Genomic DNA, 15,961 nt, shown 5'->3' with positions numbered 1-15,961 from the left:
ACTTGTTCACTTATCCTAGATGCTTGATGTCGATGTCGCCCCAATGCTGCCGAAGATATTCGGCAACAAGACGGCGGTGGCAATGATGTGGCTTTTCTTCGCTGCAGAGAAGGCAACCGTCTACCAGCGTGTCTTTGGAGACCTTTTCCTCGATGCGTCGCTGCTGCATGAGAGCGAGAAATCTCTGCGCATATGCGTCCCACGTCCCGTGACTTTTCTTGTAGTCATCCAGCATCTCTTGTGTCGGAGCAAGATCCGGGAGGTGGACATACTCCATTCCGCAAATATGCTTGAGGAAGTAGATGAGATCCTGCTTCTTGGCAAATCCCGCCAACTGCGACACGTTATTGAGCCGCACGTCGACGACGCGCTTCGCCCCGCTTCTTCGCAACGTTTCAAAGAACGTCTCCGCGCTCTTCTTAGTGAAACCGATCGTAAAGAGATTCATGGAGAGGCCTTCTCAGATTCCCGTGCCAGAAACTCGTCCACATACGCAATTCGGGCCTCCTGTTTCCTGTAGGCCTCTTCCATCAAGTCATCTTGCGTTCGGAATAAATCTCCTTCGGGCATATTCAAGAGACGCATGAGGCGGTGGATGACTTCCTCATGAGATTCAAGATGCCCATCGGCATGGATATGCATGACGGGGAGGCCCGCCGCCTGTAACTCACGGCTGACCAGCACCGTTCGATGGCACTCGAGCGGTTCGCGTTCAGCACACATCAGAGCAACCCTCCGCCTTCCACTTTCGGTCTGTAGCCGTTCGATACCCCGATGAAACGCTGAGGTCTGGGCAAGACGATGATATTGCACCTGTCCCTTCTCGTAACATGCCTTGTCACTGCTTCGAGCCCCCAACTCAGCGCCTAAAAACACATACTCGATTCCCCAGTTCTTCAACGCCTTGATGAGTGACTCTCGATTGAACTGTGGCTGCATCCGGCTATAGGGCACAGATCGCACATCCGCCACAAGGGCAATCTCGTGTCGATGCAAGAGCGCAATGAATCTGTCGATATCATGCGTTGAGTGGCCGATGGTGAAGACTGGAGGTATCACGATGTGCCGAAGCCTTTCTGTATCACCGCAGCGACCAGTTTGTAGCAGTTGCCATTATAGGGTTCTCCAAGGCTAATAGTCAGATAGCAGTACTTCAAGGTATACACTCCATCTCCCTGCGCAAGGTAGTCTCGCTCGATGACTGGGTCTGTGACCCAAAGCCTGTAGTCATCCCCGGCAAACTGAAATCGAGCCTGGACCCGACGCTTTGGATTCCCGAACACGCCACCCGTCCTAAAGACATGTAACTCCACACCGTCAACATGTATGAGCTTGAGAGAACTCCGAATGGCTTGTGCTTGCTCAAGCGGGATCTCATCGTTCAATCCATTATAGGTGTGATGGACATTCAGCCAGAGCGGTCCTCTCGTATCGGCCAGATGGGTTAGGTCATTCCAGGCAAATCTTCCCATCTTGACCCAATACTGAGCCGGATCGAGCAGCCAGTTTTCCTGTTGATAGCCTTTCGGCCGAGGTTCAGCCAAAGGAACCTCAATCACGTCCAGGAGGATGGGATCGCTCCCGTCTTCGTATTGCCGTTCATACTCCGATACCTCTTCACGTTCCCGGTCACTGACCGGACGAATCCAACCCACTGGTTTTCCACCAACAAGTTCTCGCCCAGCTATACAGCGTCCATGCAGTTTCCGAGAGTTCGCGAGACAGACAATGCGCTTGATTATCGCCATGGGCTACTCTTGCCCGTACATACTAGTCTGGGATTCTCGCACGGTACTTTCTTCGCCTCGCGCCAGCCTGGTGATCTCCGGCCAGCTTTGCACGAGGGCATTGTAGGACAGCGCCTCGGCTGAGCGCTTCTTCCGTTCGCAGACAGTATAAAGTCGGTACGCAAGCTCACGAGCGATCTCCGCCTTGCTTCCGAGCTTAGCGACCAATTCCGCCGCCGCACTTTCGCCGCCTTCTTCAAGAGCACGAATCAGGTGATGCACCATTTCCCACTCGGTGAGCCGCGTATCCTTTACTGGGTCCCAGTCCTTGGGTAACTCCTTGGGCCGGAGAAGGCGAACCTTCCCGCCCGGCGACTTCTTGTCAAGAATACCGGCGTCCTTTAACCCCTGGACACTGGTATTCTTGCTCTTCGAAAGCTGCTCCGCCATTCCATACTCTCCGACCTCAAATCCTACCTGCTCAAACCACGTGATGGCCCAACGGCTATCGGGGTCGAAGTCGCCCTCTTGCTCGGCGAGTGCCTCGTCGAGGGTCTGATTGATCAGCGCCAACGCCTCGCGCACGCTGAGCGGCTTGCCCTCGGCGTCAAGCACTTTGGCATAGCGAGTGTAGACGGCCATACCTGGGCCGATGGCGGCCTGGGCAAGATCTACCGGCGCGATGTTGCCCCGTTGGAGGTGGGCAAGCGCCTGAGGCAATTCTGTCTTCAGAACACTGACAAATTCGCGACGTGTGGCCATCGGTGCATCTACCACACGTGGTCGGCAGACGAGGACGATGCTGGAAGCGAGTGCGTTGGTGCCGGCGCCAATCATGCGATTGCTCAACTCCGTCCGCATAGGCCATGTCCCGCTGATAGCGAAACCAGCCTCAATGACGGCAGCAAGGAATGTGTCCCAGCCGGTGTTCGTCGTGCCATCATCACCATCGCTTTCCGATTGTTTGAACGCATAGTAGATGGTCACTGGCCATGACGGATGCGCCTGCTCAGCCAGCCGATGCATGGCCTTAGTCATGCCATCGAGGAAGAAGGCTTCCGCCTTCTCCTTGCTGCCATGTCGATAAGGCGTCGCAACAAGTTCTTCGGCTTTTGGTACGGCCATGGTTCCAAAGAGATCTGGAAACACAGGACGCAACGACCGTCGCAGCCAGACGTAGAAGAAGTCGGAGAGGTCAGCGTAACCAATGTTGTCGTAATACGGCGGGTCGGTGGAGACGAGCTTAGAACTGCTAATGGATTGTGTCTGAGCATCGTCTTGATACGACCCACCGTCTCCTTGCGCCGGCATCTGCTCGAGTGCCTTTGCCATGTTTCCTAGACTCACAGTGTAATCGCCAGCCGCCTCGCCGAACACGTTATTCTCAGCAAAATCCCAGAGCATCGGGATAGCCTGCCGTCCGAACAGGTTTCGCACTTGCGTCTTGGTAACTTCCCAGCGGCAGAGTGCATTGCAGATATCGGTCAGCCTGCTCAACGCAATACCCAGGTATACCCCTACCGCCTCAGCATACGCAGCCACGCCGGTGCCGCCGTCGCGTAGTGGCTTCTTGTCGTCAGGGAGTCCTGCTGCAAGTGCATAGCGGGGGACCTGCTGCATCGCCTGACCCACCAGATCTGAGAATGTCGTGAGCGCCACCAGTTGGCGGGAAGTGAAGAGGTCACCGTAGGTCTTCAGGCCATAGAGAGGCGGCGAGAACCAACGTGGGTTTCCTGGCATGGCAACATCGGGCTTCCACTCCGGCTTGGCTCTGAGTACTGCCGCCTCATGCTCCGGTGTCGGAGCGAGATAGACGCGACCGCGATCCCCCTCCGCCACAATTGCCATGAGACGAGCGCCCATGCGGCCGCACTGCGCCTCTGTATAAATATGCTCAGGAGCAATGGGCGAATCCGACATCAGGCAGCGAAAGTTGGCACCGCGCGAAAGTTTGGTTCCGTTCCTCGCAGCTTCCGCATCCTTGGGTTTGCCGACCTTCACCGTGAACCGGTAGCCACGGCCCTCTATCACTGGCTCAACATATGCTTCTTTACCCGCCTTGGTTGAGAGCATGAACGTTGAGGCAAGAGGCACATAAATATTCGCAAACGCTGGGTTCGGGCTTTTCACGGTGCGTGCCCAGATCCAGGCAATCACGGTGAGCTTCTGGCCGACATACGCTTTCAGATCTGGTCTGTCCTTGACCATCTCTTTGGTGACTTCAATTTTGGGGTACAGGTGACCGATGCGCTTTTCGGCTTCGTCACGCATCCATCTGCCGTAGTAACGGACATCTTCCGCCAACCCTTCACCGCCGTGCCATTCCTTCTTGAAGAGGGTCTTGTCCTTCCGCGATTCCGGATTTACTGGGGGCTTGCCTGCGAACCTCGGCGGAATCTCGATCATCGCCTTGTTGATGAGCACCGCAACGGGATTGAGGTCGCTGGCATAGGCCTCAAGCCCGAGACGTTGAGCCTCTAACGGCAACGCGCCGCCTCCAGCGAATGGATCGTGAAAGGCCGGCAACTTGTTGCGATTGAACAATTCCTTTGCTCGTGGATGATCCGCATTTTCGGCGCAGGTCCGTCGCCAGCTCTGCCAAATCTCATCACGCGCGGCCTGGAGTACCTTCTCGTTGGTCGTGTTCTCCCATTGGACGAGGTCTTCAATGATCTTGAACAACCGCTGCCGCTCTTTCTCCTGTTTCTTCTCAGTCGGAAACAGATCCGGTAACGACGACGGATCATCCACCATCTGTGCAAAGATCACCGCCCGCGCCGCCGCCAACGGCCGCCGCGCCCACCATAAGTGGAGCGTGCTCGGATGCCCGTGCCGAATCGACTTCTCCCGCGCCGAGGCTTTATTGATCGCCTCCAGCGGCAGGGCGACTTCGATGAGTTTCTTACGCTGCTTCATTCCCCTCGTGCCTCTAAATAGAGTAGCTTGCGACTTTCGAACTGCGCCTGAAGCTTATACAACGTTTCAATACTTGGAGCCGAGATTCGTCGGTCGCCAATGAAACATTGGAAATGCTCTTCATAAAATCGGGTTATGCTTCGAGCAGACAGGTCGTGTAGATTCCTTGTATGGGCACCCACGACAGATACAGCTGGAACCACCGAGATAGCTTCCTTCGAATACACAAAGATGAACGAGTCCGGAGATAACGCCAGCATTTTCTCGCACTGCTCTTTCAGGTCTTCCCAGTCGCGGCGATTCATAAACTGGTCTCGCTCCACTCGCTTGGCTTGCGCAAGAAATCCTTTCACAACAGAATACTCTGGAAGATTGACGTCCAGCACGCCGATAAAGTCCGCACCGTATCTCGTCTCTTGAGCATGCGGTCCTTGATACGTCAATGTTTTGGATCTCCATCTCACACCCTTGACGGAAAACTCATCCATCGCTTCTTCGATCCCGCCTAAGAGACGATCGGTAAATGTAGGCTCATGTTCGATGACGCCGGCCTGATAAGACCTCACTACCCTCTGAGCAGCCTTTTCGATCCGCTTCGCCGACGCTCTAATAACATGAAGACTCTTAATCACAGTTCAACCGCCAGCGCGATAGCCGAGGTCCAGTTCCAGATAACTCACTGTCTATCTACCAGCCTCAACCTTTTGCTTTTCTTTTCTCGGCTTGAGCCGTTGTCGGCCCATCTGCTCAATCAGACCTGCGGCTTTCATTACACACTCGAGACTGATTGGTAGCGTCTCCTTATTGGCCTTCATAAAGCAGGCCAAGTATTCATCCGAGGGATTGTCGATACCGAGCCGAGTGCAAACCAGATAGCAGATGGATTCAGCTTCAAACTCCGCCACGTCATAGGGCAACCCTCGCCGGTCAGGCCACCATCTTTCGTCCGGCGTTCCGAGATGGCCGCAATAAAGGTGACCTAGTTCGTGAACGAGCGTGGCGTACTTCGCTGCGTCCGAGTGACTGGCGTTCAACAAGAGTTCGTACCGCAGTGGAATTTGCACAAACTCCGGCTCTGGCCTTTCTTTGATCTGGAAGTCTAAGCTTCGTCCCATGTTGGCGGGCTTGATCAAGCCCGCACTCTGAGACCCTGCAACTCTCTCGCTCACTTCCACTCCATCACGGCAAGCATTCTTGATGGTCAGTTCAAGCTCATTTACTACCTTTACCTTGCCTTCCCTGACTTCGAACGGGTTTGTGACTTCCCGTGGCAGCAGTGGAGCATTCTCCTCAGGGATGGTGTCTGACACGTCGAACACGAACAGGACTGGACCCATCGGCTGCAGGATGACTAGTGGGTGCCCGCCTGGCTTTATGCTCCTTCGATACTGCTGCAACCAACGGTGTGGCGGCGCGACGAATCTCGCGCCGTCCATCTGGACATGAATCAACATCGCATTGAACGGAGAATAGAAACGGAACCGAGCGATGAAGTCCAGCAGTCCTCGATATGTCTTGCTGGATTTATATTGGCGAGTAAGACTGAACAGCTCGTCCAGCCCCCGGCGTGCCGATTCTTCGTTCCAGGAGATTGCGGGAGATGCACTCCCTTCAAATGCTGCCTCTAAATCCATTTGTTCCATGCTATGTGGTGTTCAGCGCGGCTTCTCGCTTCTTTTAATCAGCTCGGCCATTTCATAATTCACGCTCGTCACTCCAAAGTCAGGCTCGCGCTGAAACGGCTGGCGAAGGTAATGCACTTGGTGCGAGTTATGATCGAGAAATTCGACAATGGCCAAAATGAAGTCGTCAGGTTTATTGAGTGAGTACAGAATCTCGTTCTTGGTGACCGTAATAGTGTCCGCCCCTGTCACTCGACCTTTCACCTCGAGAAACCGCAGCTTGCCGGTGCCAGGTATCCGGCTCTCGATGTCGTACCCCAACTTGTCCTGTTCTCGATCCACCGGCTCAAAACCAAGTCTGCGTTCAATCTCCATAATCACCGCACGTGCCCGCGCGGCAGCGGCTTGCGTATCGGTCGACTCCGCCGTTGTCGGCTTGGATTGCCCGGCCATCGCTGCGAGAAGCCCCATGGGGACCACTAGCATTCCCCCGATGATCACAGGGGGTAAGGGTGAGAGCTGCCGCTCTTGTTTCAGCTCCTCAAGGCGTTTTTCCAATCGAGCCTGAAGACCATCCGCTCGTTTGCGAGCCTCAGATGAATTGAGTCTGGCATTTGCTTTGCCCGCCTGCTCCTGGAGTTTCAGCTGCTCAGCGCGATGATCCCAGTAGGTAATCTCTTTTGTCAGTCGCTCTTTGACTGCGGCTTCAGTCTTCGCAATGAGATCCAGCTTCCGCTCACGAACCTCTTGGAGGTGCTCAGGGACCACGTTGGCCACTGCATAGCCTTGAGCCATGTGCTCCAGCTCCCGCGTGAGCCATGCACATTCCGGTCTCGCCAGGATAGCATCTACAGATGGTTCATCGGACGTAATCGCGCGATAGTCGAGGTACGGAGCATAGTGCAGGTGACGGGCCTGGCCGCTCTCGTCAAGCTCGACGTACAGCAAGCGCTTCGAAACCACTCGCCGTTCACCAGAGCGCGTCAGGCTGGCATCCTGAATGGCATGCTCCAAATAGAACAGCATGCGTGGTTTGGTTGCTGTATCTCGTTCGTCCACGAGAATCGTGCCGCGTTTGAGGAGGTCTCGATTGCGCTCCAACGTGAGGTCGATGGTCGCATCCAACAACGGATGCCCTGGGCACACGAACGCCGCTAAGGGCTGGCTGGCCGGAGCGACGAGCGTTTTTTCAAACGCGATCCGCTCGTAACGAGGAAGGACCGGTTCGCCGATTCCAATGAGCCGATCCCGATTTCGGATAGGGGCAGGCACATGGGTAATTTCGTACCGACGCGCCTCTCGCTGCTTGGGTGACCCTCCGAGTCGCTGAAAGGCTTCGAGGAAGAAGGACTCGATGTAGTGGGGTTGAAGCCGACGTGCCTCCGCGCGCTCCATTTCTTCCCGAATGCGGTAGACCCGGCTCGCATCCATCGCGTCGTGCGCCAACGCGCGTTCTTCCAGTAGATCTTGCAGCTTCGACCGATCGAAGGCATCGGCTACCACGCGAGTGAGGCGCGCCTGAACATCGGGCCGTTCGCCGTACCGAATCGCTTCGATCAAGAGTTCACGGAGCGGCTTCCCATCAAACTGCAACTTCCCGAGCACGTCAAAGACTTGTCCCCCCAGGGCGTTTCTGGCTTCTTCCAGTTTCTCCAAGAGCCTTCGGTAGACGTCGCCCTCTCGGGTTTCTTCTGCCACCAGATTCCACAGGTGGCAGACTTCCGTCTGGCCGATGCGGTGGATGCGCCCGAAGCGTTGCTCGATCCGATTAGGATTCCACGGCAGGTCATAGTTCACCATCAGATGGGCGCGCTGGAGGTTGATGCCCTCTCCCGCTGCATCCGTGGCCAGGAGCACTTGGACTTCCGGATCGTGCTTGAATGACTCCTGCGCTTTCATCCGCTCTTCTCGCCCCATTCCTCCATGAATGATGACGAGGGCTTCTTTTCGACCGAGGAGTGTTCCGATACGATTTGCGAGATAGTTGAGGGTATCCCTGTGTTCGGTAAAGACGACCAACTTCTGACGGGCAGAGGCGCTGGGCTTGGCAATCCCACCCTTTCCATAAGGCGGTGTGGTTTCCGCGATGTGCTCGGCCAGGGCCGCAGGGGTAAATATTTCGCCGAATAAGCTTGCGAGCTCTCGCCATTTCGTATCGGCGCCACTCTTGCGAACCGCCAATGCAAGCTCTTCTAACTTCGTGAGCGTACCGATCTCAGCTTTGAGTTCTGCGATCGTTCGAGCGGCAGTCGCCTGATCGAGAATTTGCTCTTCAGCATCTTCCACCTCGTTATCCGGCGCATCTTCCAGATCTTGCACATCTTCCTCGTCCAGCACAGGCCCGACAGGAGCAATCGCCGTAGTGAGTTGCGCCCCACGCTGCAGCAATTCCAATTCTCGGAGGCGGCTCTCAAGCCGTTCGCGGCGACGCCTGAGCGATTGGTAGATGGCTTCCGGTGAGGAGGCCAAGCGGCGCTGCAGAATGGTCAGGGCAAAGCCCACTGTCCCCGCACGTTTGTCGTTCTGCAGTGCTTCTGCTCGATTGAACTCCTCGCGCACATAGTCGGTGACGGCTTTGTAGAGCTGGGCTTCCGCCGGCGACAGCTTGTAGGGCATGGTGTAGGCGATTCGCTCCGGGAAAAGCGGTGTCGCATCGAATTTCAGCAGACTCTCTTTCACCATACGCCGTATGAGGTCGGACACATCCGCTTGGTGAACTCCATCGCGAAAGCGCCCCTCAAAGCGATCGCCATCCAATAGCGCCATGAAGAGCTGAAAATCTTCCTCTTTCCCGTTGTGCGGAGTGGCGGTCATCAAGAGGAAATGCCGTGTCAGGGTTGAGAGGAGTTGGGCGAGTCTATACCGCTTAGTGTATTTTATCTCTCCACCGAAATAGGTTGCGGAGAGCTTATGAGCTTCGTCGCACACGATGAGGTCCCACCGACAATCAGGCGCTTGAAGCTTCTGTTGTACGTCTTCGTTGCGCGAGAGCTTATCGAGGCGAGCGATGACGAGATTCGTCTCAAGGAACCAGTTGCCAGTTCGAGCCGCCTCAAGCTTATCGTTGGTCAAAATTTCGAACGGGAGCTGGAAGCGGCGGAAAAGTTCATCCTGCCATTGCTCGGCTAGACTGCCCGGACAGACGACCAGACATCGTTGGAGATCGCCTCGCGCGATCATCTCCTTCATCAAGAGTCCCGCCATAATAGTCTTGCCGGCACCTGGATCGTCGGCCAGCAAGAAACGGAGTGGCTGACGCGGCAACATGGCCTCATAGACCGCCGTAATCTGATGCGGCAGTGGATCCACTACTGATGTGTGGACGGCGAGGACAGGATCAAAAAGATGCGCAAGTCGTATGCGATGGGCCTCAGAAACTAAGCGGAAGAGCGCACCATCGCCATCAAAGCTCCAGGGACGCCCTACCTCGACAACTTCTATTCGGGGTTCGTCATGACGGTAGAGCAACTGGTTCGCGACTCGACCAGCTGGGTCTTTGTAAGTTAGCTCTATGGCCTCCGAACCGAACCACTTGGTACTCACAACAGTAGCGAGAGAGTCAGGTAGGATGCCACGTATAGCGGCGTTGGATCTGAGGTCTTCGAGTTTGCTCAAGGGTTCCCCTCTTGGCCTTCATTCCGCATAGCCAAAACTAGTCTCTTTGCGCACTCCACTTTAATAGACCCTAGGCATTAAGACTTCTTTCTACGGTCCTTATAGTAACGTTTCGCACGACAATCTTGCGGATTTTACGGAAGTCGGAAGGGCGGGTCTAGAGGAAAGATGGCACATGGCCTATGGCGTATAGCAGAAGCGATGTGGTCTCCGTCCCGCCTGTGCCATTGGCTGTTTGCCATACGCTATAGGCTCTTCTCCTCACGAGATACGCTTCTCGAAACAAGAGCTATGCTCTGGTCTCGTGCCTTACGCCGCTCTCGATGCCGCCTTCTCCAGCAGCTCGTGGATCAATGTTTGATAGGGCTTCTTTTGTTTGGCTGCCATCTTACGCAGCTGGCTCAGCAGTTTTGGCGAGAGCCTGATGGCGATGAGCTGCTTCGCCGTACCGCTTACCGGCCTGCCGACCCTGCGAGCGCGCCGAAGCTCTTCGTCGGTTGATTCGGGAATATCCGAGAAATCAATGTTAGCGTCCGGCATATGCCTGACGCTCCTTGCGACTCGCCTGCCTTGCGCTGATGATGCGGATGGTTTCTTTTTCATGCTGCACCTTCCTCACAGTGTATACGACCAGCAACAACCGATCGCCTATCGAAAGACCGAGTCTTTTAAATCGGGGCTCGACATGGGAATGTGCCAGGTCTTCCCACTCTAAGCCGTTGGGATCGTCGAACGTCGTCGCTGCTTCCTCAAATGGAACGCCGTGCTTCTCGAAATTCGCGATAGCCTTCGTGATATCCCAGGTAAACACCTTTGTGTATATACATGATTCACCCTGAATCACACAAGGGACGGCTTATGGCCGGAGGGGCGGGAGAGACGAAAGATGCGGCGGAGCGATGACTGATTATTGGTCCGTCGATGGGGGTAAAGAAGCGAGCAGTGCTTTCACTTTCTCATGCAAGACCGGTAGATCGCGTTCAACGGCGTCCCACACAAGCTTGATATTGATTCCGAAATAGTCATGGATCAGTTTGTCCCTCATCCCGGCAATGGCTTTCCATGCGATATCAGCATGGGCCTGCTTGAGCGTACTCGACACCCGCTTCGTTGCTTCCCCAATGATTTCGAGGTTTCGCACCACAGCGTCTTGCGTTTTGCGGTCCTCAAGGAAAGCGGCCTTCCCGGGAGCCGTGTAGTCGATGATGTTGTGAATGGCATCGCGGATATGGAGGAGGTAGATGCGGTCTTCCTTCATAGCGGAACGGCTTCTGCACGAATGCGCTGCTCGAGGTAGCGACTCAACCCCCCATCCGTCAGGACATCGACCTTGCGATCCAACAGAGTTTCGAGGTCCTGATTCAGCTTAATGAGGTCAAGCAGGCTCCGACCGTTATCCATCTCAACGAGGAAATCCACGTCGCTTTCCGCGCGAGCTTCTCCCCTGGCCACAGAGCCAACAACGCGAACGTTGCGCGCCCCATGCTCCTGCGCCAATCGCAGGATATCGGCTCGTCTTGATTTTAAGATTTCCATGCTATCCATAACGTGGCGACCTCGAACTTTGATACCTGAAGCATACTGGTTCTCCTGCGATCTGACAAGAAGGTACGGAGCGGGAACTGCGGCCGAGCTGATGGCGGGAGCGACGAAATACGCAGCTTGGCCGATGGCTTATGGCACGAAAGGCCGTCGTTCGTGAAGCGTGACGCGTCGTTCGCGAATTCCTCCCTCGCGATACGCTTCGCGAAATACGAAATACGCTTCCGATTTGCTCTAGCTTTCCACCCTCTGTAAGATGAGCTCAAAACCACGAGGGGCGAGGACTCGATGGGCAACGACCATGTCGTGCCGCCGGAACAGGCCGACGACGATCCGCAAGAAACACAGGAGTGGCTGGATTCGCTCGATTACGTGCTCCAGGCGAAGGGCACCGACCGGGCCCGCTACCTCTTCGAACGGCTGCGCGACCGGCTGGGCTCTCACGGCGCGAAGGTGTCGGCCCCGCTCAACAGCCCCTACGTCAACACGATCCCCGCGTCGCAGCAACCGCCCTACCCCGGCAACCTCGAGATTGAACGCCGCATCCGCAGTTACATCCGCTGGAACGCGATGGCAATGGTGGTCAAGGCCAACAAGGAACGGCCCGGTATCGGCGGCCACATCTCCACCTATGCCTCGGCCGCCACATTATATGAGGTGGCGTTCCACCATTTTCTCCACGGCAAGAATGCGCCGCAGGGCGGCGACCAGGTCTACTTCCAAGGCCATGCGGCGCCGGGCATCTATGCGCGCAGCTTCGTCGAGGGGCGCCTGTCCGAAGATGCGCTGCACCATTTTCGCGGCGAGTTGAGCGGCAGCGGGCGCGGTCTCTCGTCCTATCCGCACCCCTGGTTGCTTCCCGACTATTGGGAATTCCCCACGGTCTCGATGGGTTTGGGCCCGATCATGTCGATCTACCAGGCGCGCTTCAACCGCTACCTGCAGGATCGCGGCTTGAAAGACACGAGCCGGCAGAACGTGTGGGCCTTCGTAGGCGACGGCGAAACCGACGAGCCGGAAAGTTTGGGCGCGCTCACGCTCGCCTCGCGCGAACGGTTGGACAATTTGATTTGGGTGGTGAACTGCAACCTGCAGCGGCTGGACGGGCCGGTGCGCGGCAACGGGAAGATCATCCAGGAATTGGAAGCGATCTTCCGCGGCGCGGGCTGGCACGTGATCAAGGTGATCTGGGGGAGCGATTGGGATCCCCTGCTCGCGAAGGATACGGACGGCCTGCTGGTCAAGCGGATGGGCGAGGTCGTGGACGGCTGGTATCAGAAATACACGGTCGAGGGCGGCGCCTATGCGCGCGAGCATTTCTTCGGGGCCGATCCGCGCCTGCTCAAGCTGGTCGAGAATTATTCGGACGAACAGCTCCATAAGATGTTGCGGGGCGGCCACGATCCGCGCAAGGTCTATGCGGCCTACAAAGAAGCGGTCGAGCACCAGGGGCAGCCGACCGTGATCCTCGCCAAGACGATCAAGGGCTACGGCTTGGGTGAAGCGGGCGAGGGCCGGAACGTGACGCACCAGCAGAAGAAGATGAACGAGCATGAACTGCGCGAGTTCCGGACGAGATTCGGCGTGCCGGTGCCGGATGAGCAGCTCACCTCCACGCCGTTCTTCCGTCCCCCGGCCGGAAGTCCCGAGGCGAGCTACCTGGTCGAGCGCAGCAAGAGCATGGGCGGGCCGATGCCGGAACGGCGGGTGAAGGTCGAATCGTTGGAGGCGCCGCCGCTCGAGACCTTCAAGGAATTTCTCGAGGGGGCCGGCGATCGGGCCGTCTCGACGACGATGGGCTTCGCGCGCATGTTGGGGCGGTTGCTCGCGCTGAAGGACTTCGGCAAACAGTTGGTCCCGATCATTCCCGACGAGGCGCGCACGTTCGGGCTCGAAGCGCTCTTCCGGCAATATGGGATCTACTCGCACGTGGGCCAGCAGTACGAGCCGGTGGACAAGAGTTCCCTCCTCTATTACTTCGAGGCGACGAACGGGCAGATCCTCGAAGAGGGCATCACCGAAGCGGGCGCCATGTCGTCGTTCATCGCCGCCGGGACGGCCTACGCCACCCATGCGCTGAGCCTGATCCCCTTCTACGTCTTCTATTCCATGTTCGGCTTCCAGCGGGTCGGCGATTTGATCTGGGCCGCCTCCGACATGAGGGCGAAGGGATTCTTGCTCGGCGCCACGGCGGGCCGGACGACGTTGGAAGGCGAAGGGCTGCAACATCAAGACGGCCACAGCCACCTGCTCGCGAGCGCCGTGCCGACGATGGCGGCCTACGATCCGGCCTTCATGTTCGAGCTGGCGGTGATCCTCCAAGACGGCATGAGGCGCATGTATCAGGAGCAGGAAGATCTCTGCTACTACATCACGCTCTACAACGAATCGTATCCCATGCCGGCCATGCCGCCCGGCGCGGAAGAAGGCATTCGCGAAGGGCTCTATCGCTTCAAGCCGGCGGCCGGGACCGGCAAGCATCGCGCGCATCTGCTCGCGAGCGGGCCGCTGGTGAACGAAGCGTTACGAGCCCAGTCGATGTTGCTGGAACGGTACGGCGTGGCGGCGGACCTCTGGAGCGTCACCAGCTATAAGACGCTGCGAATGCGCACGCTGGAGGCGGAACGCTGGAACCGACTCCATCCCGACGAGCCGCCGAAAGACTGTTATCTCCAGCGCACGGCCCGGCAATTCGACGGCCCTTGCGTCGCGGTGAGCGACTACGTGCGGTTGGTCGCCCAGCAGATTGCGCCCTGGATCCCCGGCGGCCTGCTCGCGCTCGGCACCGATGGATTCGGACGGAGCGATGCGAGAAAGAACCTGCGCCGCTTCTTTGAGATCGACGCGGAGCACATGACCGTGGCCACGCTCTATGCCCTGCATCGCCGTGACGGCCAGGTGTCGGCGCAAACGGTGAAGCAGGCGGCGAAGGACCTTGGTCTGAACAGTGACAATCAAGCGCCTTGGCACCGATAGCAGGCTGTCCAGCCTGGTCTCTAGCTGCGTTCTCGCGTCGCTCAGAGGCTCAACGTACGAGAAAAGTACGCCTCGCCGCCTCGCTCGCTGCGGCCTTGCTACATACCAGCCTGAACAGCCTGCTAGGATCAGGAGAGGTTCAGTGAAATCGGGGAACGATAAGTAATGAAGGTCGAGCTTCCATTTCTGGCCGAGGGAGTTGAAGGCGGCGACGTGGTGCAGGTCCTGGTCAAGGAAGGTGACCAGGTCACGTCCGGCCAGGCCTTGATCGAAATCGAGACCGACAAGGCGACGGTGGCGGTTCCCTCCCCTTCGGCCGGGAAGGTGGCGAAGGTGTTGGTGAAACAGGGCGACCATTTGAAGGTAGGCCAGGCACTCGTCGATTTGGAAGGCGACGGCCAGGCGGCTCAGAAACAATCGGCTCCAAAGCAGGAAGCTCCGAAACAGCAGGCCCCGCGAACTGAAAGGGCTCCCGCGCCGGAAGCTCAACCATCGCCTGAAGTCGAAGTGGTGCAATCGAAGGCGGACAGGCAGAAGGCACAATCGCCCGCCAAACCAACGCAGCAGAAGGTGGCTGACCCAGACTCGAAAGCGGATGCGGCAGCACAGGATGAGGATCCGCCTCAGGCGGAACAGAAAGATGAGACTGCGTCGGCCGGCTCCGGTATCGCCGCCCCTCCTTCCGTGCGTCGGTTGGCGCGTGAGCTTGGTGTAGACCTGCGGCAGGTGAAGGGCTCGGAGGCGGGAGGCAGGATCACGGCCGAGGACGTGAAGACTTTCGTGCGCGAGCGGACGAGACGCAGCGTGCCTTCGGGCCAGGACGGTCAGGCCAAGGGGGCGAACGTCTACGCGACGATGTACGGCAACGAGCGGCGCGAGCCGATCCCGTCGCTACGGCGCAAGATCGCCGCGACCGTCACGCAGGCCTGGACCACGATCCCGCACGTACATCAGTTTCAGGACGCAGACATCACCGACCTGCAGGGGTTGCACAAGCGTTATGCGCCCAAGTTCAAGGAGAAAGGCGCGACGCTGACGCTCACGAGCCTGTTCCTCAAGGCGGTCACCCACGCGCTGAAGCTCTATCCGCAGTTCAACGCCACGATCGACCTGGCGAGCGGCGAGATCATCTTCAAGGAGTACTACAACATCGGGGTGGCGGTGGAGACGCCGGCGGGGCTCATCGTTCCGGTGGTCCATGACGTGGATCGCAAAGACCTCGTGCAGATTTCGTTGGAGCTGGCCGACCTCGCGGAGCGGACGCGCAAACGCGAGATCAAAATCGAAGAGCTGCGCGGCGCGACCTTCACCGTGAGCAACATGGGCGGGCTCGGGGCCGGGCCCTTCACCCCGATCATCCTGCCGCCGCAAGTGGGTATCTTGGGCGTCGGCAAGGGCCGCCGGATGCCGGTCTATCGCGACGGTCAGTTCGTTCCCCGCCTGATGCTGCCGCTCTGCGTGGCCTACGACCACCGGCTGATCGACGGCGCCGACGGCGCGCGTTTCACCAACGAAATCGTGAAGGTATTGGAAGACTTTGAAGGGATGTTTCTGGGCTTGTAG

Annotated in this window: 13 protein-coding genes; 2 read left to right on the top strand and 11 right to left on the bottom strand. The window is 57.6% G+C overall.

Features of this window, described 5'->3' with window-relative positions; all coding sequences use genetic code 11:
- Positions 1–10: 10 nt before the first annotated feature.
- The 11 genes from KF814_00495 to KF814_00445 all read right to left on the bottom strand — a co-directional run bounded on the left by KF814_00495 (position 11) and on the right by KF814_00445 (position 11,425).
- Positions 11–448, bottom strand: a complete 438-nt coding sequence (locus tag KF814_00495; protein MBX3234601.1) for a DUF488 domain-containing protein — start codon at positions 446–448, stop codon at positions 11–13.
- Positions 445–1,059: a DUF488 domain-containing protein gene (locus KF814_00490; GenBank protein MBX3234600.1), complete on the bottom strand. Its 615-nt coding sequence runs from the start codon at positions 1,057–1,059 to the stop codon at positions 445–447. Before KF814_00490 ends, KF814_00495 begins: the two co-directional genes overlap by 4 nt.
- Entirely contained in the window at positions 1,056–1,748 is a 693-nt protein-coding gene (locus KF814_00485) for a hypothetical protein (GenBank protein MBX3234599.1), read from the bottom strand. The genes KF814_00490 and KF814_00485 overlap by 4 nt, the downstream gene beginning before the upstream one ends.
- A 3-nt stretch (positions 1,749–1,751) precedes the next feature.
- Positions 1,752–4,643, bottom strand: coding sequence for a DUF1156 domain-containing protein (locus KF814_00480; protein MBX3234598.1), 2,892 nt, complete (start codon positions 4,641–4,643; stop codon positions 1,752–1,754).
- Complete coding sequence (locus tag KF814_00475) at positions 4,640–5,275, bottom strand: hypothetical protein (GenBank protein ID MBX3234597.1); 636 nt, start codon at positions 5,273–5,275, stop codon at positions 4,640–4,642. Before KF814_00475 ends, KF814_00480 begins: the two co-directional genes overlap by 4 nt.
- A 51-nt stretch (positions 5,276–5,326) precedes the next feature.
- Complete coding sequence (locus tag KF814_00470; protein MBX3234596.1) at positions 5,327–6,286, bottom strand: hypothetical protein; 960 nt, start codon at positions 6,284–6,286, stop codon at positions 5,327–5,329.
- 12 nt (positions 6,287–6,298) lie between these two features.
- Positions 6,299–9,880: a DUF3883 domain-containing protein gene (locus KF814_00465; GenBank protein ID MBX3234595.1), complete on the bottom strand. Its 3,582-nt coding sequence runs from the start codon at positions 9,878–9,880 to the stop codon at positions 6,299–6,301.
- Positions 9,881–10,189: 309 nt separating this feature from the next.
- Complete coding sequence (locus KF814_00460; protein ID MBX3234594.1) at positions 10,190–10,420, bottom strand: BrnA antitoxin family protein; 231 nt, start codon at positions 10,418–10,420, stop codon at positions 10,190–10,192.
- On the bottom strand, positions 10,407–10,724 hold the full coding sequence (locus KF814_00455; protein MBX3234593.1) for a BrnT family toxin: 318 nt from the start codon (positions 10,722–10,724) through the stop codon (positions 10,407–10,409). Before KF814_00455 ends, KF814_00460 begins: the two co-directional genes overlap by 14 nt.
- Positions 10,725–10,787: 63 nt before the next feature.
- Positions 10,788–11,138 (bottom strand): DUF86 domain-containing protein, encoded by a 351-nt coding sequence (locus tag KF814_00450; protein ID MBX3234592.1) that lies wholly within the window; start codon positions 11,136–11,138, stop codon positions 10,788–10,790.
- Positions 11,135–11,425, bottom strand: a complete 291-nt coding sequence (locus tag KF814_00445; protein ID MBX3234591.1) for a nucleotidyltransferase family protein — start codon at positions 11,423–11,425, stop codon at positions 11,135–11,137. The genes KF814_00450 and KF814_00445 overlap by 4 nt, the downstream gene beginning before the upstream one ends.
- Before the next feature lie 285 nt (positions 11,426–11,710).
- On the opposite strand from KF814_00445, the gene aceE reads away from it, so the two are divergent.
- Complete coding sequence (gene aceE, locus KF814_00440; GenBank protein MBX3234590.1) at positions 11,711–14,398, top strand: pyruvate dehydrogenase (acetyl-transferring), homodimeric type; 2,688 nt, start codon at positions 11,711–11,713, stop codon at positions 14,396–14,398.
- A 165-nt stretch (positions 14,399–14,563) separates the two neighbouring features.
- Positions 14,564–15,961 carry a 2-oxo acid dehydrogenase subunit E2 gene (locus tag KF814_00435; protein ID MBX3234589.1) on the top strand — a complete coding sequence of 466 codons (1,398 nt, stop codon included), beginning with the start codon at positions 14,564–14,566 and terminating at the stop codon, positions 15,959–15,961.

This window comes from Nitrospiraceae bacterium (assembly GCA_019637075.1).
GTDB lineage: Bacteria > Nitrospirota > Nitrospiria > Nitrospirales > Nitrospiraceae > JAHBWI01.
The sequence above is the reverse complement of the archived record's forward strand: the minus strand, read 5'-3'. Positions and strand labels throughout refer to the sequence as shown.